This window comes from Sphingomonas sp., assembly GCF_035944535.1.
Taxonomy (GTDB): Bacteria; Pseudomonadota; Alphaproteobacteria; order Sphingomonadales; family Sphingomonadaceae; genus Sphingomonas_B.
Map to the genome: position 1 here is coordinate 190,739 of NZ_DASZBC010000007.1, position 23,805 is coordinate 214,543.

Here is a 23,805-nt window from a genome sequence, read left to right on the forward strand (position 1 = left end):
TGTCCGGGCGGGGCAAAGTCGCCACATCGCCTTCATGCCTAATCCCCCGCTCAAAGCGGCGATCGTGCCGGTTACGCCGCTTCAGCAGAATTGCACGCTTCTCTGGTGCACCGAGACCAACAAGGGCGCCTTCGTCGATCCCGGCGGCGACCTGCCGCGACTGAAGGCGGCGGCGCAACAGGCCGGCGTCGAGATCGAGAAGATCCTGATCACCCACGGTCATATCGATCATTGCGGTCAGGCGGCGGTCCTGGCGGAGGAACTCGGCGTTCCGATTGAAGGCCCGCACGAGGCGGATCGTTTCTGGATCGCCCGGCTGGAGGATGACGGCCGCACTTATGGCATTTGCGGCAAGGTGTTCGAGAGCGACCGCTGGCTGGTCGATGGCGATCAGGTGACGGTGGGCAATCTGACGCTCGACGTGCGCCACTGCCCGGGCCACACGCCGGGCCATGTCGTCTTTCATCATGCGCCGTCGAAGCTGGCGATCGTCGGCGACGTGCTGTTTCAGGGGTCGATCGGCCGGACCGACTTCCCGATGGGAAACCATGCGGACCTGCTGAACGCGATCACCACGCGCCTATGGCCGATGGGGAACGAGACCGCTTTCGTGCCGGGGCACGGTCCCATGTCCACCTTCGGGCATGAGCGGAAGACCAATCCGTTCGTCGCGGACCGGGTGCTGGCGTCCTAGCCACTTCGCCCGAATCGTCTCGCTGGTGTCGCGGCTGCCGTCATGGCTCCAGCCGGGCGGGCCGAAGGCGTAGCCGAGCTTGCTGCCCCAAGGCGCTCGCCACAGGTCGCGGGCTATGCCGACCCATTCATGGAAGGCGGCCCATAAGATGTTAAAGGTGCCGAGGTTCTTGACCAGCCCGTAGCGCGGGCGGTCCTCATCCAGTTCGGGCGTGAAGCTGCCGAACATCTTGTCCCAAACGATGAACACGCCGGCATAATTGGTGTCGAGATAGCGCGGGTTGGTCGCGTGGTGGACGCGGTGGTGCGAGGGCGTGTTCATCACCGCTTCGAACCAGCGGGGCATCCGGCCGATCACTTCGGTGTGGATCCAGAACTGGTAGATCAGGTTCAGGCCGGCGCAGAAGAACACCATGGCCGGCGGGAAGCCGATCAGGAACAGCGGCAGACGGAAGATGAAGGCGATGCTTAAGAAACCCGTCCAGGTCTGCCGGAGCGCGGTCGAGAGATTGTAATGCTGCGAGCTGTGGTGGATCACATGGCTCGCCCAGAACCAGCGTACCCGATGCGCCGAACGGTGAAAGACGTAATAGGCGAGGTCGTCGAGCACGAAGCAGAGCGGCCAGGCCCACCAGACATAGGGAATATCGAACAGGCGGAACTGATGCGTCCAGCTGGCGAGCGCGAACACCGTGCCGCCGACGATCGCGCTGGCGATGGTGGAGCCGAAGCCGAGCATCAGCGAGGTAAGCGTGTCCTTTGGGCAGTAACGCCGGTGGTCTCGAGCGCGCGCCACGAGCATTTCCGCCAGCACCAGGGCGATGAAGCCGGGCACGGCGAAATCGACGGGATCGGGCAGGTTGGGCACGGGTAAAACTTACCTCTCCCGTCGGGAGAGGTCGAGACGCGCTTTCGCGCGTCCGGGTGAGGGGATCGCGCGCAATCCGGACAGCTCCGATCCCCTCACCCCGCTCGCTCGCTCGAGTCGCCCTCTCCCGACGAGAGAGGGGAGGCCACAAACTGCGCACCGTGCTGGCGGATCCGCAGCGTGCGGCCGTCCGCGCCTGTGACCCTGGCGCTGCGCCTGTCCTTCGCCAGTTCCGCGGACACAGCCACGAAGCCCGGTATTTCGGCTTCGGCAATCTGAATCGCCTCGGCCTCATCCGCCAACTCGCCGCCGCCGAGCCCTAGCAGCTTGGCGATCAGCGCCAGGCCAAGCACGCCCGCGAGCGAGCCGGCGAGCAGCGTCCAGTTCATCGCTGCGCGAGCGCGTCCAGCATCGGCCGGATCGGGCGGAGATCATAACCCGCCGCTTCCGCCTTCTCGGCCAATAAATAGGGACTGTCCCCTATTTTCGCGCGTGCCAGGGCCCAAAGATAGGTGGAGCGGGTGCCGGAGCGGCAATAAGCGAGCACCGGTCCGTTCGCCTGTTCAAGCGCCGCGCACATCGCCTCCACCTGTGCATGGCTGAAGCCGGCATGGGTGACGGGAATAGCCGTGTAGGTGAGCCCAGACGTCTGCGCCGCCGCAGCGATGATCTCGCCGGAAGGCTGGCCGGCCTCCTCTTCGTCGGGGCGATTGTTGATCACATGGGTAACACCGAGCGCAGCAGCATCGGCCAGGTCCTGCGGCGAAAGCTGGGGCGCTACGTAGGTATACTCGTCGAGTCTGCGGAACATGCATCCCCTTACCCGTTCGTATCGAGCGAAGTCGAGATACGGCTCGAATCGAACGGAGCTAGCGTTGCCGGATCACCGCCAGGAACGCCTCGCCATAAGCCTCCAGCTTGCGCTTGCCGACGCCGGTGATCTCGCCGAGCTGGGCCAGCGTCTGCGGCCGGACCGCCGCCATCTCGCGCAGCGTCGAGTCATGGAAGATCACATAGGGCGGCATTCCCGCTTCCTCGGCCAACTCTCTGCGGCAGGCGCGGAGCGCGTCGAACAGCGGATCGCCGACCGGGTTGGGCGCCGCGTCTCGCTTGCGCCTGCGCTCGCGCTTTGGCGGGACGATCAGCGATAGGCTGTCCTCGCCCTTCAGCAGCCCGCGCGCGGCTGGGCCGAACTCCAATCCGCCATGGTGATTGGCGCGGAGCGCATCCTTCAGCAGCAGCGCGCGGCCGATGGGCTTCAACAGCGCGGCTTCCTCTCCGTCGACAATGCCCCAGACCGACAGCGTTTCGTGGCCGTTCATCAGGCTGCGTTCGGACGACTGGCCGGTCAGCACGCTTTCGATATAGCCGGTGCCGAACATCTGCCCGGTGCGGAACACGGCGGACAGATATTTGCGGGCGAGTTCGGTGGCGTCGACCGACTCCGGCGGGTTCAGGCAGTTGTCGCAATTGCCGCATCCCTCGGGCGGCGTCTCGCCGAAATAGCGGAGCAGCAGCGCGCGCCTGCAGCCGGAGGTCTCGACCAGCCCGCCAAGGGCGGTGAGCCGCGCGCGCTCGCCCTGGAGACGCGATGCATCCATCTCCGACAGACGCTGGCGCGCCTTGGCGAAATCGTCGGCGCCCCAGAACATGTGCGCGACGGCTGGGTCGCCGTCGCGACCGGCGCGGCCGGTCTCCTGATAATAGGCCTCGATCGATTTGGGCAGGCCGGCATGGGCGACGAAGCGCACGTCCGGCTTGTCGATGCCCATGCCGAAGGCGACGGTCGCGACCATCACCATGTCTTCTGAGGCAACAAAGGCCGTCTGGTTGGCAGCGCGGACCGGCGGCTCCATGCCGGCATGATAGGCGCGGACCGGGCGGCCGGTGCCGGCGATCTGCGCGGCCAGCTTTTCCGTGCCGGCGCGGGACTGGACATAGACGATGCCGGGGCCGGGCTGCTCGCGGAGCAGGTCGGCAATCTGCTGGCTCGTATTCTGGCGCGGCGTGATCGCGTAGCGGATGTTCGGCCGGTCGAAGCCGGCGACGATCAGGCCTTCTGCGGGAATGCCGAGCTGGACGAGAATGTCGTCGCGGGTGTGGGCGTCGGCCGTGGCGGTGAGGGCGAGACGCGGCACGTCCGGGAAGCTGTCGAGCAGCGGCCGGAGCAGGCGATAGTCGGGGCGGAAATCATGCCCCCATTCCGAGACGCAATGCGCTTCGTCGATCGCGAAAAGCGACAGTTTGGCGCGCGAGATCAGCTCGCGGAAATGCCCGGTCGAAGCGCGTTCCGGCGCGACATAGAGCAGGTCGAGTTCACCGCCCTTAAACCGCTCGATCGTCTCGGCGCGATTGTCGTCGGCCGAGGTCAGGGTGGCCGCACGGATGCCGACTGCAGTCGCTGCGCGCAGCTGATCGTGCATCAGCGCGATCAACGGCGAGACGACGATGCAGGTGCCGTCGAGCGCGACCGAGGGCAACTGGTAGCAGAGCGACTTGCCCGCGCCCGTCGGCATGACGGCAAGCGTGCGATCGCCCGCCATGACGCGGTCCACCACCTGCCGCTGGACGCCGCGGAAGTCGCTGAAACCGAAAGTGGAATGGAGCAGGTCGGAAAGGGACACGGGCGCCCCTTACCCGTTCGCTTCGAGCGAAGTCGAGAAGCGGTGCTGGGCGTTACGCGCGTTTCTCGACTGCGCTCGAAACGAACGGCACGAGATTGAGACACTTGGCGACCAACTCGTAGCTTCGCACGCGCGGGCCGTGTTCGGGCAGGATGTTGACCAGCATCATTTCCTGCGCGCCATAAAGCTTCGCGACGGTCTGGACCTCCTCCGCCACTTCGGCGCCGGTGCCGAGCAAGGTGCGGCGGCGAGCGGGCGGCAGCGGGTTGGCGGCGAGCCAGGCCTCCGCCTCTTCTACGGTAGGCACCGGGATCAGCGAGCCCCGGACGAGATGCGCGAACATCATCCGGGCCGGTCCGGCGATCCGCTCAGCCCCAGCGCGATCCGACGCGGCGATCGCCCAGACGGCGACCATCACATAAGGCTCCGGGCAGCGCTCTGATGGCGTGAAATGCTGGCGATAGAGATCGGCGAGCGGCAGCGCGTCCGAGTTGATGAAGTCGGCGATGCAATAGGGCAGGCCCATCTGCCCGGCCCACACCGCACTGTCGCTGGAACTGCCGAGCATCCACAAATCGGGGCTCCCCCCATGGCCGGCCGGGAGTGTCGCTTCCAGCGGCTTGAAGAGATGATCATCTGGCAGCGTGCCTTCGAGATAGCCGAGCAGTTCTGCCACCTGCTCGGGGAAGTCGTTGACCAGCATGCGCTTCGACCGGTCGCGCTGTAGCGCATAGGCGGTGCGCTGATCGCTGCCCGGCGCGCGGCCGACGCCAAGATCGATGCGGCCCGGACCCATGGCGCCCAGCAGGCGAAACGTCTCCGCGATCTTGAACGGCGAAAAGTGCGGCAGCATGATGCCGCCCGAGCCGACGCGAATGCGGCTCGTCGCCAGCGCGACCGGTCCGATCAGCGCCTCAGGCGCGACTCCGGCCAAGGCGGGCGAGGCATGGTGTTCGGCCATCCAGTAGCGGTGATAGCCGAACCGCTCGGCGGCCTGCGCGAGATCGATGGTGTTGCGGACCGCATCGGCAGCGGTGCCGCCAGCGGGAATGGGCGATTGATCGAGGACGGAGAGCTTCACTTGGAAGAGATAGGTGCGCCCGCCGGCTTGGCAAAGCGCAGTACCGCCCAGCCGGCGAGTGCCGAGAGCAGCGAGCCGCCCAAAATGCCGATCTTGGCTTCGTCGATGAAGCGCGGCTCGCCGATGAAGGCGAGGCCGGAGATGAAGAGGCTCATCGTGAAGCCGATGCCGCAGAGCAGGCACACGCCGTAAATCTGGGCCCAGCTGGCGCCTGCCGGCCGGCAGGCAAAGCCGAGTTTCACTGTCGCCCAGATGGCGCCGAAGACGCCCAGCTGCTTGCCGAGGAACAGGCCCGCGGTGATGCCGAGCGGCAGCGGATCGAGAAGCGAGGCCCCGCCCAGCGTCACGCCGGCGTTCACGAAGCCGAACAGCGGCACGATCCCATAGGCGACCCAGGGATGCAGCCCATGCTCCAGCCGGTGCAGCGGCGAGTCGGCGGCATCGGGCGCGGCTGGCGTGATCTTAATCGGGATGGTGAAGGCGGCCAGCACGCCCGCGATCGTGGCGTGCACGCCTGACAGCAGCACGAGATACCAAAGCAAGCCGAATCCCAGCCAATAGGGCCAAAGGCTCCGGACCCCGGCGCGGTTGATGCCGAACATAGCGGCGAGCACCAGCACCGCTCCGGCAAGCGCCAGCAGGTTCAGCGACTCCGTATAGACTGCGGCGATTATTGCCACCGCGCCCATATCGTCGACGATGGCGACGGTCGTCAGGAACAGCTTGAGCGAGGTGGGCGCGCGTTTGCCCAGCAACGCCAGCACCCCGATGGCAAAGGCGATGTCGGTGGCGGCCGGAATGGCCCAGCCACGGGCGAGATTGTCCACCGATCGGGTGATCGCCAGATAGACGATCGCCGGCACCGCCATGCCGGCGGCTGCTGCGACGATCGGCAGCACGCGGTCGGCCGGGCGGGAGAGCTGGCCGTCCAGTAGCTCGCGCTTGATTTCCAGCCCGACCAGGAAGAAGAAAAGCGCCATCAGCCCATCATTGACCCAGAGATGGACGGTCATGACCCCGAGCTTGGGGCTCAGCACCGGCCCGGTCTCGGCATGGATGAAGTGCTCGTAAAGGGAGTGAGTGGCCGGGAGATTGGCGACGATCAGCGCAAGCAGAGCCGCTGCGATCAGGACGATCCCGCCGGAAGCTTCGCTCTCGAGAAAGTCCCGGAGGGCGGAACGAGGGCCTGCGCGCACCATCGGCCGTCCTGTGTCGCGAACGGCCCAGAGGTTCAATGGCAATCGGTCTTGGACCGTTATCCCGAACTTGTTTCGGGATAAGACTGCCGTCGCTTCAAGTGCGGGAAGGCACGCCGGACTTCCCGCTGCTCAGCCCTTATCCCGAAACGAGTTCGGGATGACGATCGAGAATTTACCGCGCGCTGGCCTTCATCGCCCGCGACCAGAGGCGCTGGACGGCGGCCTGGTGGATGCCGGGCACGCTCGCCAGCACGCCGAAGGCCTCGGCGCTGGTCGAGTTGAAACGGATCGGCCGGCCGAGCGCGTCGGTGACGATGGCGCCGGCTTCTTGCGCGATCAGGTGTGCGGCGGCGATGTCCCATTCGCGGCCCCAGCGGAGCGTCGCCACCAGATCGACCTCACCGGCCGCAAGCATCGCGATGCGGAGTGCGATGGAGTTGGGCCGCGGCACGCCGATCAGGTCCGCGTCCGTCTTGGGAAGCGTGTCGGCGGGAACGCGCGCGCCGGGCAGCTCGTCCCGGTCGGTCACGCGGAGGCGTTCGCCATTCAGCCACGCGCCTCCGCCCGCTTCCGCGCACCATTGCTGGTTGCGTGATGGAGCGTCGAGCACGCCAAGAAGCACCTTGCCGCCTTCGACCAGCGCGACCGAAACCGCCCAACCGGTACGGCCTCGGATATAATCCCGCGTGCCGTCGATCGGATCGACGACCCAGGCCTTGGACTGGAGCAGACGCTCGGCGCTGTCGGCGGTCTCTTCGGACAGCCAGCCGGCTTCGGGATCGATCTCTTCCAAGCGGGCGCGGAGCAAGTCGTCGACGGCCAGATCGACTTCGCAGACCGGATTGCCGGGCGCCTTTTCCCAGCGCTTGAAGTCGCCGCGCCACAGGCCGTGCGCCATGCGGCCCGCTTCGGCGGCGGCGGCGCTGACCGCGGCAAGGTGGGGATCAGTCACCGGCGACGGTCATCCCCTCGACCAGCAGCGTCGGGGTGTTGACGGCATAGCGGAATTCGAGATCGTCCGCCGCCGTCATGCGCGCGTACATGTCCTTCAGGTTCCCCGCGATCGTCACTTCGGCGACGGGGTGGCCGAGCTTGCCATCTTCGATCAGGAAGCCGCCCGCGCCGCGGCTGTAATCGCCGGTGACGCCGTTCACGCCTTGGCCGATCAGTTCGGTGACGTAGAAGCCGCGCTTGATGCCTCCGATCAGCGCATCCCGGCTTTGGCGTCCCGGCGCGACATGGACATTGCTGGCCGAAACGCCCGGCGCGCCGCCGACACCCCGTGCGGCATGGCCGGTCGGCTCCAGGTCGAGTTGGCGGGCAGAGGCGCTGTCGAGCAGCCAGCCGGTCAGGCGGCCGGCGTCGATCAGCTTGCGTGGCGCGGTCGGCAGGCCTTCGCCGTCGAACGGGCGAGAGCGCAGGCCGCGCACCCGGTGCGGATCGTCCAGGATGGTGACCGACTCATCGAACACCCGCTCGCCCAATCGATCGAGCAGGAAGCTCGTGCGGCGCGCAATGGAGGGGCCGGAAATGGCGCCGAGCAGATGGCCGATGAGCGAACCGCCGATGCGCGGATCGAAGACGATCGGCATGGAGCCGCTGGGCAGCTTGCGCGCGCCCAGCCGGGCGACCGCGCGCTCGCCCGCGAGCCGGCCGATCGCTTCGGCATTGTCGAGCTGATCGAGAAACCGCACCCAGTGCCAGGCGCCGTCGCGCTGCTTCTGCTCGTCGCGCTCGGCCAGCATCGACGCGCCGATCGAATGGGCGCTCGCGGCATAGCCTCCGGCAAAGCCATGGCTGGTGGCGAGCGCGACCTGGCTGCGGCCTGTTGAGGCGCTGGCGCCTTCGCTGTTGGTCACGCCGGCGATGGAGCGCGCCGCGTCCTCGGCTGCGAGCGCTCGTTCCTTCAGCGCGGCAGGGTCGGGCTCCCGGCCGTCATCAAGGTCGAGATCGGGCGCGGCGCCGCGCTGAAGGCGGTCCTCGGGCGCCAGTCCGGCGAAGCGGTCCTCCGGCGCTTCCCGTGCCATGGCAACGGCGCGGTGGGCGAGCGCGCGGAGCGAGTCGGGCGCGAGATCGGAAGCGGAGACGCTCGCCGACCGGCTGCCGACGAACACGCGCAGGCCGATCTCCTCGCCTTCCGACTGATCGACATTCTCAAGGGCGCCGAGGCGCACATGCACATCGGTCGAGCGGTCGCCATGGTAGAGCGCATCGGCGGCGTCGGCGCCGGCCTTGCGCGCGGCAGAGACGAGGTCCTGGAGCCGGGATTGCGCATCGTCGAGGGAAAGCATCGCCGATGCACTTAGGGATGCAGGTCAGGCGGCGCCAGTGCCGACCGTCAGGCAGGCGAGGAAGACGAGCAGGCCGGCAAAGCGGTTCGAGCGGAACTTGGCGAGGGCATCGCCGCCGTCCTCCACATCGAGGCTGAGCACCTGCCAGCCAAGCTGCAGCGCCGCCGGCACCAACGCGACGAAGGCGAGAGGCTCAGGCCGGATCAGCCAAATCGCGACGCTCCACAGCGCGAGTGCGGCGGCGTAGAACAAGGCGACGCCAGTCTTCACATGGCGACCGAGCCGGAGCGCCGACGACCGGATGCCGATCAGCGCATCATCCTCCCGGTCCTGCAGCGCATAGATGGTGTCATAGCCGATCACCCAGACGATGGTACCGCCATAGAGGAACCACATCGGCGCGCCGATCTCGCGCGCGTACGCCGCCCAACCGACCAGGGCGCCCCAGCTGAACACGATGCCGAGCCAGGCCTGCGGCCACCAGGTGATCCGCTTCATGAAGGGGTAGGCGGCCACGAAGGCAAGGCTGCCGAGGGCGATCATGGCGGCGAGCAGCGGCAGCTGGACAAGCACGACCAGGCCGATCCCGCACAGTATCAGCAGCCAGGCCCAGGCCGCCTTCAGCGACACCGCGCCGCTGGCGAGAGGGCGGCCCTTGGTGCGCTCCACCTGCGCGTCGAGGTCGCGGTCAACAATGTCGTTATAGACGCAGCCCGCCCCGCGCATGGCGATGGCGCCGAGCAGCATCCAGAGGATCAGGTCGAAGCGATCGAACGCCCCACCCGCGAGGGCCACGCCCCATGCACAGGGCCAGAAGAGCAGCCACCATCCAATCGGCCGGTCAAGCCGGGCCAAGAGGATGTACGGGCGCAGGCCTCCGGAGCGGGCGAGGCGGTGATGTTCGGTGTCAGGGAGGGCGTCAGTCGGCTTGGCTCTTTGCACCCTAAACTCCGTTCGGCCTGAGCTTGTCGAAGGCCTCCCTTCTTCTTCCCTTTCATCAGAAAAGAAAGGGAGGGCTTCGACAAGCTCAGCCCGAACGGTAATGGTGGATATATGCCCGCTACGCCCGCATGGCCGCCGAACAGCGCGCCGCGCCTCTTCATCGACCAGCCGCTCGGCGACGGCATGGAGCTGCGCATCGAGGGCGGGCAGGCGCATTACCTCTCGTCCGTCATGCGGGTGCGGCAGGGCGGTACGGTCAAATTGTTCGACGACCGAACTGGCGAGTGGCTGGGCGAAGTGACCGGCGTCGGCAAGCGCGACCTGATGCTGCGCATCGCCGCACGCCTGCGGGAAAGGGAGGCGGTGCCGGACCTGTGGCTCTGCGCCGCGCCCATCAAGAAGAGCCGCATCGACTGGGTGGCCGAAAAGGCGAGCGAACTGGGCGTGGCCCGGCTGATGCCGGTGGTCACAAGGCGCACAGTGGTGGACAAGCTCAATGGCGAGCGGCTGCGTGCGCACATGATCGAGGCGGCGGAGCAGTGTGAGCGGACGGCGCTGCCGGAGTTGGCGGAGCTCACCCGATTGGATGCGCTGCTGCGCGACTGGCCGGCCTCCCGAACCCTGTTCTTCGCCGATGAAGAGGGCGGCAAGCCGATGCTGGAGGCGGTGCGCGAGCATCCCGGACCCGCGGCGATCCTGATCGGGCCGGAAGGCGGCTTCGACCTGGTCGAGCGGGTCGCGATCCGCGCCTTGACCAAGGCGGTGCCGGTCTCCTTAGGGCCCCGAATCCTGCGTGCCGAGACGGCGGCGCTGACGGCGGTCAGCGTCTGGATGGCAGCCAATGGAGACTGGACCTGACCGGCAGTTGCATTTTGCCACTCGCTCCGTAAGGCGCGGCAATGAGCACGCGCGAAGAGACGGGCAAGGTCGATCCGATCATCGAAAGCCGCGCCCAGCTGATCGAGCTGTTCGCGTCCGGCGAGAAGCCCCGCAAGGCTTGGAGGATCGGCACCGAACACGAGAAATTCGTCTATCGCACGGCCGATCACCGCGCGCCGAGCTATGACGAGCCGGGCGGCATTCGCGATCTGCTTTCGGGCCTGATGCGCTTCGGTTGGCAGCCAATTACTGAGGGTGACAAGGTCATCGCGCTCAGGGGCGTGGACGGCACGATCAGCCTGGAGCCCGCTGGGCAGCTGGAGCTATCCGGCGCACCGCTCGAGAATCTGCACCAGACCTGCGCCGAAACGGGGCGGCATCTTGAGCAAGTCAAGGCGGTCGGGGACGAGCTCGGCCTCGGCTTCCTCGGCCTCGGCATGTGGCCGGACAAAAGGCGCGACGAGCTGCCGATCATGCCCAAGGGCCGCTATGCGATCATGCTCAATCACATGCCGAAGGTGGGCAGCCTCGGCCTGGACATGATGCTGCGGACCTGCACCATTCAGGTTAATCTCGACTATGAATCCGAAGCCGATATGGCGAAGAAGTTTCGCATCGGGCTGGCGCTCCAGCCGCTCGCGACGGCGCTGTTCGCCAACTCGCCTTTCACTGAAGGGAAACCGAACGGTTTCCTGTCTTTCCGGAGCCGTATCTGGTCGGACACGGACGGCGCCCGTACCGGCATGCTGCCATTCGTGTTCGAGGACGGCTTCGGCTATGAGCGCTATGCCGACTATGCGCTCGACGTGCCGATGTACTTCGTATTCCGCGAAGGGCGCTACATCGATGCCGCCGGCCTCAGCTTCCGCGACTTCCTAAAGGGCGAGCTCTCGGTCCTGCCCGGCGAGAAGCCGCGCCTGTCCGACTGGTCGGACCATCTCTCCACTGCCTTCCCGGAAGTGCGGCTGAAGACCTTTCTGGAAATGCGCGGTGCCGATGGCGGCCGCTGGAGCAAGATCTGCGCGTTGCCGGCTTTCTGGGTCGGGCTGCTCTATGGCGGACCCGCGCTCGACGCGGCCTGGGATCTGGTGAAGGCCTGGTCGATGGAGGAGCGGGAGGCGCTTCGCCGCGATGTGCCGCGCCTCGGGCTGGATGCGCCGCTTCCCGGTGGCGGCAAGCTGATCGACATCGCGGGCGAGGTGCTTTCGATCGCCGCCTCCGGCCTTCGCTACCGCGCCGAACTCAGCGGTTCCGGCGAGAGCGAGGTCGGATTCCTGGAGCCGCTGCAGGAGACGGTGCGCACCGGCAAGACGCCGGCGCAGCGGCTGCTTGAGCTTTATCGCGGCAGCTGGGCGGGCGACCTGTCGCGGATCTACGACGAGTTCAGTTTCTGAGCCTCTTCGTCATTGCGAGGAGCGTAGCGACGCGGCAATCCAGTTGCTCGCGGCCGCCTGGATTGCTTCGCTTCGCTCGCAATGACAGGGGAAGTTAATCCGCGAACAGCAGGACGGGCGTTTCCAGCAGCTTTTTCAGCGCCTGCACGTAGCTGGCCGCGTCCCAGCCATCGACGACGCGGTGGTCGCAGCTGATCGACAGGTTCATCAGCTTAGCGCGGACGAGGTCGTCGCCGTCGAAGACCGGCCGCTCGACGATCTTGTTCGGGCCGATGATCGCGACTTCAGGGCGGTTGATGACCGGGGTGGTGGCGATCCCGCCCAAGGGCCCGAGCGATGTGACGGTGATCGTCGATCCCGACAGCTCCGCCGACGCCGCCTTGCCGGTACGCGCCGCCTCGGCGAGCCGCCCGATCTCGCGCGCGAGCTGCCAGACATTCTTGTCCTGCGCATCGCGGATGACCGGCACCATCAGCCCGGCATCGGTCTGCGTCGCCATGCCGATATGGACGGCGCCATAGCGCGTCACCACGCCCGCTTCGTCGTCATAGCGCGCGTTGAGCATGGGGAAGTCGGGCAGCGTCTTGCAAATGGCGACGATCAGCAGTGGCAGCATGGTGAGCTTGGGCCGCTCGCCGCGATTCTCGTTCAGGTCCGCGCGCATGTCTTCGAGCGCGGTGACGTCGATCTCGTCGACATAGGTGAAATGCGGGATGTGGCGCTTCGATGCCGCCATATTCTCGGCAATGCGGCGGCGCATGCCGATCACCTTCACCTGCTCGTCGCTGCGCGGCGCCGAAGGGCGGCCATAGCCTTGGCCGGCATTATAGGTGAGGAAGGCGTCGAGATCCTGGTGACGGATGCGGCCCTCCTGGCTGGGCTTCACCTGCGCGAGATCGATGCCCAGCTCCTTCGCCCGCGCGCGGACGGCAGGGGAGGCGAGGACGGAATGCCCCTCTCCCCCTGAGGGAGAGGGAGGGGCCCGCTCTGCGTCAGCAGAGTGGGAGGGTGAGGGGGTGTCGGAGCTAGGCTCCACGCTCGCTTCGCTTTGCTCTGGACCCCTCACCCCGCTCGCCTCCGGCGAGTCGCCCTCTCCCTCAAAGGGAGAGGGGCTGAGGCGCGGCATCGGCTCGGTCGACGTCTCGCTCGCCACGGGGGCCGCGACGTCCGTCACCTCCTCGGCCTCGTCCTCGACTTCGATCACGGCAAGTGCCGAGCCGATCGCGATCACGTCGCCGACTTCGCCCGCTACTTCGCGGACCACGCCGGCCACGGGCGATTCCATCTCGACCGTCGCCTTGTCGGTCATCAGGTCGGCGAGCTTGCCGTCTTCCTCGATGCGGTCGCCGACCTTGACGTGCCAGGCGACGATCTCGGCCTCGGCGATGCCTTCGCCAATGTCCGGCAGCCGGAAAGTGAACAGGCCCATTTCGTTATCCCCCCACCCGTTCGTGTCGAGCGAAGTCGAGACACACTTGTCTCGCGGATGCGGCTTCTCGACTGCGCTCGAAGCGAACGGAGTTGTTTAAGCTCGCCATCATCAGTCCTTCATGATCTTCTTGAGCGCCTCGCCGATGCGGACGGGGCCCGGAAAATAGGCCCATTCGAGGCTGTGCGGATAGGGCGTGTCATAGCCGGTGACGCGCTCGATCGGCGCTTCGAGGTGATAGAAGCAGCGTTCCTGCACCAGCGCGGACAGCTCGGCGCCGAAGCCTGACGTGCGGGTCGCTTCGTGCACGATCATGCAGCGGCCGGTCTTCTTGACCGACGCCTCGATGGTGTCGATGTCGAGCGGCAGCAGCGTGCGCAGGTCGATCAGCTCCGCGTCGATCCCCTGCTCCTCGATCACGCCGGCGCAGACATGGACCATGGTGCCATAGGCGAGCACGGTCAGCGCTTCGCCGGGCCGCACGACCTCAGCCTTGCCGAGATCGATCCGGTAATAGCCCTCCGGCACCTCGCCGCCGGGATGCTGCGACCAGTTCTGGGCGGGGCGGTTGTAATGGCCTGAGAAGGGACCGTTGTAGATGCGCTTGGGCTCGAAGAAGATGACGGGGTCATTGTCCTCGATGGCGGCGATCAGAAGGCCCTTGGCGTCATACGGGGTGGAGGGGATGACCGTCTTCAGCCCCGAGACATGGGTGAAGATGCCTTCCGGCGACTGGCTGTGGGTCTGCCCGCCGAAGATGCCGCCGCCGAAGGGCGAACGGACGGTGATCGGCGCGGTGAACTCGCCGGCCGAGCGGTAGCGAAGCCGCGCCGCCTCGGAGACCAGCTGGTCGAGGGCCGGGTAGATGTAATCGGCGAACTGGATCTCCGGCACCGGCCGCAGTCCATAGGCGCCCATGCCGACCGCGACACCGATGATGCCGAGCTCGCTGATCGGCGTGTCGAAGACGCGGGTCTTGCCGTATTTAGCCTGCAAACCCGCGGTCGCGCGGAACACGCCGCCGAAATAGCCGACATCCTCGCCCATGACGACGATGTCCGGGTCGCGATCCATCAGCACGTCCAATGCCGAGTTGATCGCCTGGATCATGTTCATCCGCGCCATCAGCAGGCACCCGAAAGAAGGCGTTGGTTCACGCGGAGGCGCGGAGACGCGGAGGGTCCGAGTCTCCGTGCCTCTCCGGCGAAGCCAAATGAATATTGCGGCTCAGCTTCGCCGACTATGCTCGGAAACACCGCACCCTCCGCGTCTCCGCGCCTCTGCGTGAACCCATTCCCCATCACGTGGTCTCGATCCCTGCGGCGCGGGCTTCGGCGAGCATTTGCTGGCGCTGTTCCTCAAGATGCCATGGCAGTGTCTCGAACACGCCTTCGAACATGGTGGACATGGGCTGGTGCATGCCGTGGCCGAGAATGCCGTTCTTCTCGGCTTCCTTCTGCGCGGCCTTGACGGCGTTTGCGCATTCCAGGTCCATGGCAGCGTGCCGCTCATCATCCCATTCGCCGGTGACGACGAGGTGCTGCTTCAGGCGTGCGATCGGATCGCCGAGCGGCCAGGCAGCGCTTTCGTTGGCCGAGCGATAGGCGCTGGGATCGTCCGACGTGGAGTGGCCCTCGGCGCGGTAGGTGAAGAACTCGATCAGGGTCGCGCCCTGGTTGGTTCGCGCCCGCTCTGCCGCCCATTCGGTCGCGGCATAGACGGCAAGCGCGTCATTGCCGTCCACGCGCAGGCCCGCAATACCATAGCCGATCGCCCGCGCCGCGAAGGTCGTCGCCTCGCCGCCGGCAAACCCTGAAAAGCTCGAAATCGCCCATTGATTGTTGACGACGTTCAGGATGACCGGCGCCTTGTAGACGGTCGCAAACGTCATCGCCGAATGGAAGTCGCCTTCCGCGGTCGATCCTTCCCCGCACCAGGTGGCGGCAATGCGTGTGTCGCCCTTGATCGCCGAGGCCATTGCCCAGCCCACCGCCTGAGGCAGCTGGGTGGCGAGGTTGCCGGAGATGGAGAAGAACGACCCCTCCTTCGTCGAATACATGATCGGCAGCTGCTTCCCCTGCAGCCGGTCGCCCTTGTTCGAATAGATCTGGTTCATCATGTCGACCAGCGACCAGCCACGAGCGATCAGCAGGCCCTGCTGCCGATAGCTGGGGAAGCACATATCGTCGCGGTGGAGCGCAAAGGCCTGGGAGCAGGCGATCGCCTCTTCGCCCGTGCATTTCATGTAGAAGCTGGTCTTGCCCTGCCTTTGGGCCCGGTACATGCGCTCGTCAAAGGCGCGGGTCAGCGCCATGGCCTTCAGGATCGCGCGCAGCGTGTCGGGCGAAAGCTTCGGGTCCCAGGGTCCGACCGCGCGGCCCTCATCGTCGAGCACGCGCACCAGCGAGTAGGACAATTCGCGGAAATCATGCGGTGCCGCTTCGATGGCAGGGCGCGGTGCGGCGCCCGCGGGCGGAATTGCGACGTCGCTGAAATCCGCCTCGTCGCCGGGCCGGAATCTCGGCTCGGGAACGTGCAGCCGCAGCGGCGGCAGATTGGGACGGCTGGACATCCTCTCTCCAGATTCGGGCTCTGAAGCGCCCTTTGCCGCGAGTGTAAGAAAATTACAAAGGCTGTGAGGACGGATAGATTGCTGCAGGTGCGAAGGCACCATGCAACCAAGCTGCATGTCCTTGCGTTTGTAAGCTTATGTTCAGGGAAGCCACAGCCGAAACGACCGCCTTCATTCCTCGCCAGAGCCAGCAAAAGCCGCGCCCGGCGGCGCCGCGCGACCTGGTCAAGGTGATGCTCGCGGCTGCCGAAAAGCTGCAGGCCAACCCGCAGCTGAAGAGCGCCCGCGCCTTGTTGGAGCGCGGCAGCGACGAGCTAGCCGGGCTGCTCGACCCGGAACGCCGGCCTGATTGGGCCTGGTTCGAGATCATGTTCGAGGATGATGCGTGTCGTCTGCCCGAAGCGCTGATGCGCGCCGGCCGCATCCTGCACCGTGATGATCTGGTGCAGCGCGGGCTCGATACGCTTGAGTGGATGTTCTCGGGCCGTGTGCTGCATAAGTGCTTGGACACGATGGCGCAGGCTTGTGACGCCGCTTTCGCCACCACGGGCGATCTCAAATGGCTGATGATCAGCCGAACGGCCACTCTGGCACGCCGGGCACCTCAACGCGAAAACTGAAGATCCCGCCCGACTGCGGCTCGCCCTCGCGCCGGGCGCTGGTGACATAAGCCGTGCGCCGGTCGTCCCCGCCAAACACGATCATCGTCGGCCGCGTGACGGGCAGTTCGACTTCCTCGACCACCTCGCCCGAAGGCGAGAGCCGGGCGATCCGGCCGCCATCGAACAGCGCGGACCAGTAGAAGCCGGCCTCGTCGAACGAGCCGCCATCGGGCCGCCCCTCGCCGATCGGCCATTGGTGGAAGGTGCGGCGATAGGTCAGCTTGCGATCGACGACGTCATAGAGGCGCAGCGCATGGCTGGGCGTGTTGGCGTGCGTGAAGCGGCTGCCGTCGGCGGAAAAGGCGGCGCCGTTGCAGGTCAGCATCTCACCCTCGATCCAGGTCACCCGCCCGTCGGGGTCGAGCCGGTACAGTGCCGCCTCGCCGGTCTGCTTGGTCATATCGACGCTGCCGGCCCAGAAGCGGCCCCATGGATCGGTCCGGCCGTCATTGAAGCGATAGTCCGGCTTGTTCGCCAGCACCTGCTCGCCAAACGGCTCAGGCTCCGTCTCCCAGCTGTCTAGCGTGGCGAACCCGTCCTTCATCGCCAGCAACAGCCCACCTGAACGCCGAAAGGCGAAACAGCCGACCGGTTGATCGAACACGCGCTTCTCATCGGCACCGCTTTCGGGATTGAAGCGGTGCAGTTCGTTACGCGCGATATCGACCCAATAGAGCCGCCGCTCTCCCGCATGCCAGCGCGGCCCTTCGCCAAGCTCCGCGCGGGCATCGACGACCAGCGTAGGGGTATGCGTCACGGAACGGCGGGCGCCTTCAGATACTTGTCGAACCATTCGAGTGTGCGGCGGCGGGAATCCTCCTGATTTTCGAGCTTCCTGAAGCCATGACCCTCAGCCGGATAATAGACCGCCTCGACTGTGCCGCCATTCGCCTTGATCAGCTTCATGACTTCATCGGTCTGCCCCTTGGGCACCCGCACGTCGTTCTCGCCCTGCAGATTGAGCAGCGGCACCCTGATGTTCTTGGCGTAGGTCATCGGCGATTGTTTCTCGTACAGCGCCTTGTCGGCCACCGGATCGCCGACCAGCGCACGCTGATATTCGCGCAGGCCGCCAACGGAGTTCTCCCACATCGAGAACCAGTTGATGATGCCGAACTCGTTGACTCCGGCGGCAAACACCTCGGGGCGCTTGCCCAGCGCCATCAAAGTCATGAAGCCGCCATAGCTGCCGCCGGTGATGCCGATCCGCTTGGGGTGAACATAGCCGGTGTCGACGAGGAAGCGCGCACCGGCAACGACATCTTCAAGGTCGCCGCCTCCGAGATCGTTGACATTTGCCTCCTGAAAAGCGCGGCCATAGCCGGTCGAGCCGCGGAAGTTCGGGCGCAGCACGATATAGCCACGCGAGGCGAACATGGTCGCCTGGCGAGAGAAATTGTCCTGTGATTGTCCGGTGGGGCCGCCATGCGGAATCACGATCGCCGGATTGGAGCCGTCCCGTTTCAGGTTGAAGGGCAGGGTGAGGACGGCGCTGATCGGCGTTCCGTCGAAGCTTCGATAAGCGACGATCCGCGATTTCGGCAGGTTCGCGGGGTCGAGGCTGGCGATCGCCAAGCGGGTCACCGCTTCTGAGCGGCCGCTTGACGGGTCGAGCAGCCAGAGGTCGCCCGGCGAATCGGCGCCGTTGCGCAGCACGAGCAGCCGACCGTCACGGCTCCAGGGTTCCGACGCGTTGCCGAAGCTGTTGACGCCTTGCGGGAAGGGCAGCGGCCGCTCCGCTGCGGTTGCGACATCGACGATCGACAGATCGGAGCGACCATCCGCGTTTGTGCGGATCACCAGCGACCGGCCATCAGGCGAGAAGGCTCCGGCCAACTGTTCCCAGGGCGTGTTCTTGAGCCAGCGGCTCTTACCCGTCGCGAGGTCCATCAGACCGGCCCGCAACTGTCCGTTTGCTTCGTTCGAGCTGACCGCAATCAAGCGGCCGTCCGGGGATACGCCCGACGCCTGCACGATCAGGCCCGGAGCTTCGCGCGTCACGGCGGTGGCTTGCCCGCTCGCCAGATCGATCCGGTAGATTGCGGAACGGGTAAAGGTGATGTCGCTGCGGTTGGCGATCAGCGTGCGACCGCCATCGGTAAAGCCCGCAGGCGACCAGAGTCGGGCTGCATCCTTTTCGTTGGTAAGCTGACGGACGGCGCCCGTGCGCCGGTCCATGATCACGAGGTCGATGATGGTCCCCGTCTTTGCGCGCCGGGTCATGACCAGCGACGATCCGTCCGGGGTCAGCCGGGCATCGGCTTCCGCGAAGTCGGGCGTCTTGGTCACGTTGACCACCGCCCCGCCCGAAAGCGGCACGGCATAAAGATCGTGAAGCTCGTCGCCGCCGCTATCCTGTTCGAACAGCACCAGATTGTCGGGCGTGACGGCCACCGGGTTGTGCGTCTCGTTCGAGGCGGTGAGCTGGACCGGAAAGCTGCCGCCGAGATCGACGCGCCAGAGATTGAACCGCCCGGTCAGGTTGGTCGAGATGACGAGCGACTTGCCGTCGGGCGCCCAGGCGGCACCATAAAGGCCCCGGACCGCCGACAGATCGCCAAGCGGCACTGGCTGCGCCTTGGGATTGGCGGGCGAGGTAATGCTGGCGGAATCGGTGATCGTCTTGACGGGAGTCGGGACGGGCGTTGCGGCGCTGGCGATTGTGGCGACGCCAAGCGCAACTGAGGAAAGTAGAAACCGGCGCATGGTGATCCCCCCTGATTTTTGGGGAGAAGCTAGAGGTGCGGCGGATCGGCGGCAATACGCCACGTCTATCAAGTCCTCCCCTTGACGGAAACGTAAAGCATGGCTCTTCTGCCCTGAATAGGAGAGGTCCATTGCTCGATAGCCACGCCCGCACCGTTTACACGCCCGACCACGAAGCTTTCCGGCAGACCGTCCGCGCCTGGCTGCAGAAAGAGGCGGTGCCGCACGTCAACCGCTGGGAAGAAAACGGCATCGTCGACAAGGACATTTGGGTGAAAGGCGGCGAGATTGGCATGCTCTGCCCGACAGTGCCGGAGGAATATGGCGGGCTCGGCCTCGATTTCGGCTACAATGCCGTGATCGACGAGGAAGTAAGCTATGCGGGCACGCCACTGGGCTTCAGCCTGCAATCCGACATCGTCGTCAACTACCTCGTCTCCTACGGTTCGGAAGAGCAGAAGCGGGAATGGCTGCCCAAGATGGTCTCGGGAGAGGTCGTCACCGCAATCGCGATGACCGAGCCGGGCACCGGCTCCGACCTGCAGGGCATCCGCACGACCGCCCGAAAGGACGGCAATCACTATGTGATCAACGGCTCCAAGACCTACATCACCAACGGCCAGAATGCCGACCTGATCCTGGTCTGCGCCAAGACCGACACCGAAGTGCAGCCCGCGTGGAAAGGCGTCTCGATCATCCTGGTCGAGGCCAACCGCGAAGGCTTCAAGCGCGGCCGCAACCTCGACAAGATTGGCCAGGACGCCGCCGACACGTCCGAGCTGTTCTTCGAAGACGTCCGCGTACCGATGACCAACTGCCTGGGCGAAGAGGGCAAGGGCTTCATCTATCTGATGTCCGAACTGCCGCAGGAACGTCTATCGATCGCGGTCGGCACCCAGGCTTCGGCGCAGCGGGCGTTCGACGACACCGTCGCCTTCGTCAAGGAGCGGAAGGCGTTCGGCAAGACTGTGTTCGATTTCCAGAACACCCGCTTCACGCTCGCGGACCTCAAGTCGAAGCTGCAGGTCGGCTGGGCGCATCTGGACTGGGCGCTGGCCCGCCACCTGCGGCGCGAGCTGACGCCGGAGGAAGGCGCCGCTGCCAAGCTGTGGCACACGGAGTTGCAGTGGGAAGTGATGGATAAGTGCCTGCAGCTGCATGGCGGCGCCGGTTATATGAACGAATATCCGATTGCCCGCATGTGGCGGGGTGCCCGGGTTTCGCGCATCTATGGCGGCACCAGCGAGATCATGAAGGAACTGATCGGCCGCAAGCTCTAACCGCCGGAAAATGGGGACAGTCCCTATTTTCCCCGAAAGAAAGGGGTCTGTCCCGGAGCTTCGCCAAAATTGGGACTGTCCCCATTTTCGTCAGAGATGTGCTGACTTGCGTGCTTAACACACCGCGCCCATATCGCGCCCCATGCTGAACATCGCTTCCATCGTGATCGGCATCGGCGCGCTGCTCTGGGCGCTGGTGGCCTTTCTGCCTTTTATTGGCGCGCTGAATTGGCTGGTGCTGCCGTGGGCGATCCTGGGCCTGGCGCTGGGCGTCGTGTCGAGCCGGACCTCCGGGCGGAACCTGAACCTGGTCGTGATCGTCGTGGCGAGCCTGCGCTTGATGCTGGGCGGCGGCATCTTTTGATTTCGGACGCCGAGGCGAAGAAGGGGGTCGGCTTCGGCCTCTCCGCCTATCTGCTCTGGGGCTTCCTGCCCGTCTACTTCAAGCTGCTGGGCGAAGTGCTGCCGACCGAAGTGGTCGCGCAGCGTGTACTGTGGTCCGTGCTGCTGCTGGCGGGGCTGATCGCGGGCACGCGGCGCTGGCCGCAACTGCTTTCGGCCTTAAGGAATCCCAAGGCGTTGAAGCTCCTTGCCGCGTCCGCACTGCTGATCGGCTTCAACTGGCTGGTCTATATCTGGGCGATCGGCGCCAGCCACGTGCTCGAGACGAGCCTCGGCTATTTCCTCAATCCGCTGGTCAACGTCGTCATGGGCGTGGCCCTGCTGAAGGAGCGGCTGACGCGCGCGCAAGGCCTGGCGGTGGCGCTCGCGGCGGCGGGCGTCGCGGTGCTGGCGGTCGGCGCGGGGTCGGGATTGTGGATCAGCCTGGCGCTGGCGCTGAGCTTCGCCACCTATGGGCTGATCAGAAAGATCGCACCCGTGGACAGCCTGGAAGGACTGACGATCGAGACCGTGCTGCTGGCGCCGGTCGCCGCGGCATATCTTTTCTGGCTCTCGGCGACAGGCGCGATTCGCTTCGGGACCGAGCTCGACCTGTCCGTGCTGCTGGCGCTGGGCGGCGTGGTCACCGCGACCCCGCTGCTGTTGTTCGCGGCCGGCGCGCGGCGGCTGCAATATTCGACGCTTGGCTTGCTGCAGTATATCGCGCCGACCATCCAGTTCCTGCTGGCCGTGCTCGCTTATGGCGAGCCGCTGACCACCGCCCACCTGATCTGCTTCGCCTGTATTTGGAGCGGGCTTGCCATCTATGCGGCGGACGGGCTGCGCCGCGCCGCGCGGCCGGTCAGCGCTGCGCCTTCCCGAGCCTGAACTCGCCGGCGGTGCTGCCGCCCGCCTCCTTCAGATCAAGCGTGTACCAATTGCCGTCGCGGCTGGTGCCGGCAAAGCCGCCGCTGGTGGTCCGCGCCTCGAAGCGCTGCTGCGTGAACTGGTCCTGGAACCATGCCGCAACCTTGTCGCGCGGCGCCGGCGCCTCGAACCGCATGGTGACGCGGCCCTCCTGCTCGCCCTTGGCGTCGATGTCGACGCCGGAGATCTTGGAGCCCGGGAAGAGCTTGACCCCATCGACCTCCATCTTATCCGATATCATGCTGACCAGCGGCAGGTTGACGTCCGCCTTGAAGCCGTCGGCTTCGATCTTCAGCCGGCTCTGCCCAGGCTTTTCGGCAGAGCGGATCTCGACGGGCGCGTCGTTCGTGCGGTCGCAGGCCGCGAGCAGGGCAAGGCCAGTCATGAGCGTCAACCGTGCGTACACCAGCACCTCCACTGTATTGCTATAGCAACACAGTAGGTCGGCGGAGGTGCGCGGTCAAGGCTCGAGCGGGATGGACGGCAGGAGTTCGTAGACGTCGAGCAGGGCGCCGTCGCCCGGTTCGGGAACGACGAGCCGCCAGCGGAACGGCGCGACCCGCTCCAGATACCCCGCCACGTCGCGGCTCTCGTCCTCGCCATAGGCGGGCGCGTCTTCGCGATCGAAGCCCATCGCGCCCAGGAACACCAGGCGGCTGTCGCTATCGGCCCAGAGCCGGCCCGCCGGGCGCTGCGAGCCGGTGCCCTTGACCAGCGTCAATAGGTCGCCTTCGGCCTCGACGTAGCAATAAAAGGGCCGGAAGGCGATGAAGGCAGGCCGGGCGCCAAGCTTCACCACCCGGCAGAGATAGGCGCCGGGCGTCGGCATCGCCCGCGGCAGGGCTGCGTCCGGGTCCAGCAGCGGACCTTCCGACGCGATCGCGCCGCGATAGCGGCGCGCGGACGCGAGCGCGGCGCGCCAGGTCTCAGGCATGGCTTCCAGCCGCTCCTGGTCACGGGGGCTGGCGACAGACTTCCATTCCAGCGGCACCGGATCTTCCGTCACCTCGACCACGGCCGCAGGTGCCGCGGGTGCGGGCTTGGCGCGGAACAGGGCGCAGCCCGGCAAGGCGAGCGCCAGCAGCATCGGAACAACGAACGCAACACGGCCGGTCATCGGACAGGCTCCAGCAACAAACGCGCACTGTTTACCTCAAGGTCAGCAGGAGGGCCATGGTTAGCGGAGCATTGGCTCCGTTCCGGAGCAGTTCGCATGCGGCGCGGCTTGCGCTAGCTTGGGCGGGAGGGGAGACGATCATGCCCAGCACCGATCCGCGCGTCGACGCTTATATCGATGGCAAGCCCGCATTCGCCCGGCCCATCTTGCAGCATCTCCGCGCCGCCGTGCACCGTGCCTGTCCCGGCGTGGAGGAGACGCTCCGCTGGTCGATGCCCAGCTTCACCTACAAGGGGCAGATCCTGTGCCAGATGGCGGCGTTCAAGTCGCATGCGACCTTCGGCTTCTGGCGCGGCAAGGAAGTGTCGGGCGAAGATGAGAGCCGATCGGCCATGGGCCAGTTCGGGCGGCTGACCAGCATCGCCGACCTTCCCTCCGATGCAGAGCTGGACGCGCTGATCGGCAAGGCCGTGGCATTGATCGACAGCGGCATGAAAGCGCGGCGCCCGGTCAAACATCCGAAGCCCGAACTGACCATGCCAGCGGACCTTGCCGAAGCCTTGTCCGCTTCACCCGCGGCGCAGGCGACCTATGACGCTTTCCCGCCCAGTTGCCGTCGCGACTATCTCGAGTGGGTGGTCGAGGCGAAACGCCCCGAGACGCGCGCCAAGCGTGTGGCCCAAGCCGTCGAATGGATGGCTGAGGGCAAGCGCCGCAACTGGAAATATGAGAAGTGCTGAGCTCCCCAACTCTCGTCATT

General features: G+C 66.1%; 24 protein-coding genes. 8 read left to right on the forward strand and 16 right to left on the reverse strand.

The genetic code is table 11. The features are described from left to right. The first annotated feature begins 34 nt into the window (after positions 1 to 34). Positions 35 to 694: an MBL fold metallo-hydrolase gene (locus VGT77_RS07875; RefSeq protein WP_327461569.1), complete on the forward strand. Its 660-nt coding sequence runs from the start codon at positions 35 to 37 to the stop codon at positions 692 to 694. Here VGT77_RS07875 and VGT77_RS07880 read toward each other — a convergent pair. The 9 genes from VGT77_RS07880 to ubiA all read right to left on the reverse strand — a co-directional run bounded on the left by VGT77_RS07880 (position 581) and on the right by ubiA (position 9,698). After that, positions 581 to 1,552, reverse strand: a complete 972-nt coding sequence (locus VGT77_RS07880; protein WP_414713373.1) for a sterol desaturase family protein — start codon at positions 1,550 to 1,552, stop codon at positions 581 to 583. The genes VGT77_RS07875 and VGT77_RS07880 overlap by 114 nt on opposite strands. Before the next feature lie 104 nt (positions 1,553 to 1,656). Continuing rightward, a complete protein-coding gene (locus VGT77_RS07885; protein WP_327461269.1) occupies positions 1,657 to 1,950 on the reverse strand; it encodes a hypothetical protein in 294 nt (97 codons plus the stop codon). Next, positions 1,947 to 2,372: a TIGR01244 family sulfur transferase gene (locus tag VGT77_RS07890; RefSeq protein WP_327461270.1), complete on the reverse strand. Its 426-nt coding sequence runs from the start codon at positions 2,370 to 2,372 to the stop codon at positions 1,947 to 1,949. Before VGT77_RS07890 ends, VGT77_RS07885 begins: the two co-directional genes overlap by 4 nt. Positions 2,373 to 2,430: 58 nt before the next feature. Beyond that, a complete protein-coding gene (gene recQ, locus VGT77_RS07895) occupies positions 2,431 to 4,185 on the reverse strand; it encodes a DNA helicase RecQ (RefSeq protein ID WP_327461271.1) in 1,755 nt (584 codons plus the stop codon). A 52-nt stretch (positions 4,186 to 4,237) separates the two neighbouring features. After that, positions 4,238 to 5,266, reverse strand: coding sequence for an LLM class flavin-dependent oxidoreductase (locus tag VGT77_RS07900; protein WP_327461272.1), 1,029 nt, complete (start codon positions 5,264 to 5,266; stop codon positions 4,238 to 4,240). Next, on the reverse strand, positions 5,263 to 6,465 hold the full coding sequence (gene nhaA, locus VGT77_RS07905) for a Na+/H+ antiporter NhaA (protein WP_327461571.1): 1,203 nt from the start codon (positions 6,463 to 6,465) through the stop codon (positions 5,263 to 5,265). The genes VGT77_RS07900 and nhaA overlap by 4 nt, the downstream gene beginning before the upstream one ends. 172 nt (positions 6,466 to 6,637) lie before the next feature. Then, positions 6,638 to 7,417 carry a 3'(2'),5'-bisphosphate nucleotidase CysQ gene (locus VGT77_RS07910; protein ID WP_327461274.1) on the reverse strand — a complete coding sequence of 260 codons (780 nt, stop codon included), beginning with the start codon at positions 7,415 to 7,417 and terminating at the stop codon, positions 6,638 to 6,640. After that, entirely contained in the window at positions 7,410 to 8,756 is a 1,347-nt protein-coding gene (locus VGT77_RS07915) for a TldD/PmbA family protein (protein WP_327461276.1), read from the reverse strand. The genes VGT77_RS07910 and VGT77_RS07915 overlap by 8 nt, the downstream gene beginning before the upstream one ends. Before the next feature lie 24 nt (positions 8,757 to 8,780). Then, the gene (ubiA, locus tag VGT77_RS07920; RefSeq protein ID WP_414713369.1) at positions 8,781 to 9,698 is read right to left on the reverse strand and encodes a 4-hydroxybenzoate octaprenyltransferase; all 918 of its coding nucleotides are present in this window, start codon (positions 9,696 to 9,698) and stop codon (positions 8,781 to 8,783) included. Between the two features lie 111 nt (positions 9,699 to 9,809). Here ubiA and VGT77_RS07925 point away from each other — a divergent pair, with 111 nt between their 5' ends. Next, positions 9,810 to 10,556: a 16S rRNA (uracil(1498)-N(3))-methyltransferase gene (locus tag VGT77_RS07925; RefSeq protein ID WP_327461278.1), complete on the forward strand. Its 747-nt coding sequence runs from the start codon at positions 9,810 to 9,812 to the stop codon at positions 10,554 to 10,556. 41 nt (positions 10,557 to 10,597) lie between these two features. Next, the gene (locus VGT77_RS07930) at positions 10,598 to 11,971 is read left to right on the forward strand and encodes a glutamate--cysteine ligase (protein WP_327461280.1); all 1,374 of its coding nucleotides are present in this window, start codon (positions 10,598 to 10,600) and stop codon (positions 11,969 to 11,971) included. A gap of 94 nt (positions 11,972 to 12,065) precedes the next feature. Here VGT77_RS07930 and VGT77_RS07935 read toward each other — a convergent pair whose 3' ends face one another. From VGT77_RS07935 to VGT77_RS07945, 3 genes are all read right to left on the reverse strand, one after another. Next, entirely contained in the window at positions 12,066 to 13,400 is a 1,335-nt protein-coding gene (locus VGT77_RS07935; protein ID WP_327461282.1) for a dihydrolipoamide acetyltransferase family protein, read from the reverse strand. Between the two features lie 111 nt (positions 13,401 to 13,511). Next, positions 13,512 to 14,516: an alpha-ketoacid dehydrogenase subunit beta gene (locus VGT77_RS07940; RefSeq protein ID WP_327461575.1), complete on the reverse strand. Its 1,005-nt coding sequence runs from the start codon at positions 14,514 to 14,516 to the stop codon at positions 13,512 to 13,514. A 184-nt stretch (positions 14,517 to 14,700) separates the two neighbouring features. Next, positions 14,701 to 15,972 (reverse strand): thiamine pyrophosphate-dependent enzyme, encoded by a 1,272-nt coding sequence (locus VGT77_RS07945; RefSeq protein ID WP_327461284.1) that lies wholly within the window; start codon positions 15,970 to 15,972, stop codon positions 14,701 to 14,703. 137 nt (positions 15,973 to 16,109) lie between these two features. Here VGT77_RS07945 and VGT77_RS07950 point away from each other — a divergent pair, with 137 nt between their 5' ends. Then, entirely contained in the window at positions 16,110 to 16,592 is a 483-nt protein-coding gene (locus tag VGT77_RS07950; RefSeq protein WP_327461286.1) for a hypothetical protein, read from the forward strand. On the opposite strand, the gene VGT77_RS07955 is transcribed toward VGT77_RS07950, so the two are convergent. Further along, on the reverse strand, positions 16,543 to 17,391 hold the full coding sequence (locus VGT77_RS07955) for an SMP-30/gluconolactonase/LRE family protein (RefSeq protein ID WP_327461288.1): 849 nt from the start codon (positions 17,389 to 17,391) through the stop codon (positions 16,543 to 16,545). The two genes, VGT77_RS07950 and VGT77_RS07955, sit on opposite strands and share 50 nt — an antisense overlap. Continuing rightward, on the reverse strand, positions 17,388 to 19,340 hold the full coding sequence (locus VGT77_RS07960) for a S9 family peptidase (RefSeq protein ID WP_327461291.1): 1,953 nt from the start codon (positions 19,338 to 19,340) through the stop codon (positions 17,388 to 17,390). Before VGT77_RS07960 ends, VGT77_RS07955 begins: the two co-directional genes overlap by 4 nt. A 131-nt stretch (positions 19,341 to 19,471) precedes the next feature. Between VGT77_RS07960 and VGT77_RS07965 the strand changes: the two genes are divergently transcribed. The 3 genes from VGT77_RS07965 to rarD all read left to right on the forward strand — a co-directional run bounded on the left by VGT77_RS07965 (position 19,472) and on the right by rarD (position 21,889). Next, a complete protein-coding gene (locus VGT77_RS07965; protein ID WP_327461293.1) occupies positions 19,472 to 20,620 on the forward strand; it encodes an acyl-CoA dehydrogenase family protein in 1,149 nt (382 codons plus the stop codon). Between the two features lie 142 nt (positions 20,621 to 20,762). Then, the gene (locus tag VGT77_RS07970; RefSeq protein ID WP_327461295.1) at positions 20,763 to 20,984 is read left to right on the forward strand and encodes a hypothetical protein; all 222 of its coding nucleotides are present in this window, start codon (positions 20,763 to 20,765) and stop codon (positions 20,982 to 20,984) included. Then, positions 20,981 to 21,889, forward strand: coding sequence for an EamA family transporter RarD (gene rarD / locus VGT77_RS07975; RefSeq protein ID WP_327461297.1), 909 nt, complete (start codon positions 20,981 to 20,983; stop codon positions 21,887 to 21,889). The genes VGT77_RS07970 and rarD overlap by 4 nt, the downstream gene beginning before the upstream one ends. On the opposite strand, the gene VGT77_RS07980 is transcribed toward rarD, so the two are convergent. Continuing rightward, positions 21,864 to 22,334, reverse strand: a complete 471-nt coding sequence (locus VGT77_RS07980) for a hypothetical protein (RefSeq protein WP_327461299.1) — start codon at positions 22,332 to 22,334, stop codon at positions 21,864 to 21,866. The genes rarD and VGT77_RS07980 overlap by 26 nt on opposite strands. Positions 22,335 to 22,388: 54 nt before the next feature. After that, on the reverse strand, positions 22,389 to 23,045 hold the full coding sequence (locus tag VGT77_RS07985; RefSeq protein ID WP_327461301.1) for a DUF4893 domain-containing protein: 657 nt from the start codon (positions 23,043 to 23,045) through the stop codon (positions 22,389 to 22,391). A gap of 140 nt (positions 23,046 to 23,185) precedes the next feature. Here VGT77_RS07985 and VGT77_RS07990 point away from each other — a divergent pair, with 140 nt between their 5' ends. After that, the gene (locus VGT77_RS07990) at positions 23,186 to 23,785 is read left to right on the forward strand and encodes a YdeI/OmpD-associated family protein (RefSeq protein WP_327461304.1); all 600 of its coding nucleotides are present in this window, start codon (positions 23,186 to 23,188) and stop codon (positions 23,783 to 23,785) included. Positions 23,786 to 23,805: the final 20 nt, after the last annotated feature.

Bases quoted from the DNA above. Each gene is read 5' to 3' on its own strand.
- VGT77_RS07875 (WP_327461569.1), top strand. From the start codon at position 35: ATGCCTAATCCCCCGCTCAAAGCGGCGATCGTGCCGGTTACGCCGCTT.
- VGT77_RS07885 (WP_327461269.1), bottom strand. From the start codon at position 1,950: ATGAACTGGACGCTGCTCGCCGGCTCGCTCGCGGGCGTGCTTGGCCTG.
- VGT77_RS07890 (WP_327461270.1), bottom strand. From the start codon at position 2,372: ATGTTCCGCAGACTCGACGAGTATACCTACGTAGCGCCCCAGCTTTCG.
- nhaA (WP_327461571.1), bottom strand. From the start codon at position 6,465: ATGGTGCGCGCAGGCCCTCGTTCCGCCCTCCGGGACTTTCTCGAGAGC.
- VGT77_RS07915 (WP_327461276.1), bottom strand. From the start codon at position 8,756: ATGCTTTCCCTCGACGATGCGCAATCCCGGCTCCAGGACCTCGTCTCT.
- VGT77_RS07925 (WP_327461278.1), top strand. From the start codon at position 9,810: ATGCCCGCTACGCCCGCATGGCCGCCGAACAGCGCGCCGCGCCTCTTC.
- VGT77_RS07930 (WP_327461280.1), top strand. From the start codon at position 10,598: ATGAGCACGCGCGAAGAGACGGGCAAGGTCGATCCGATCATCGAAAGC.
- VGT77_RS07935 (WP_327461282.1), bottom strand. From the start codon at position 13,400: ATGGGCCTGTTCACTTTCCGGCTGCCGGACATTGGCGAAGGCATCGCC.
- VGT77_RS07940 (WP_327461575.1), bottom strand. From the start codon at position 14,516: ATGAACATGATCCAGGCGATCAACTCGGCATTGGACGTGCTGATGGAT.
- VGT77_RS07945 (WP_327461284.1), bottom strand. From the start codon at position 15,972: ATGTCCAGCCGTCCCAATCTGCCGCCGCTGCGGCTGCACGTTCCCGAG.
- VGT77_RS07950 (WP_327461286.1), top strand. From the start codon at position 16,110: ATGTTCAGGGAAGCCACAGCCGAAACGACCGCCTTCATTCCTCGCCAG.
- VGT77_RS07960 (WP_327461291.1), bottom strand. From the start codon at position 19,340: ATGCGCCGGTTTCTACTTTCCTCAGTTGCGCTTGGCGTCGCCACAATC.
- VGT77_RS07970 (WP_327461295.1), top strand. From the start codon at position 20,763: ATGCTGAACATCGCTTCCATCGTGATCGGCATCGGCGCGCTGCTCTGG.
- VGT77_RS07985 (WP_327461301.1), bottom strand. From the start codon at position 23,045: ATGACCGGCCGTGTTGCGTTCGTTGTTCCGATGCTGCTGGCGCTCGCC.
- VGT77_RS07990 (WP_327461304.1), top strand. From the start codon at position 23,186: ATGCCCAGCACCGATCCGCGCGTCGACGCTTATATCGATGGCAAGCCC.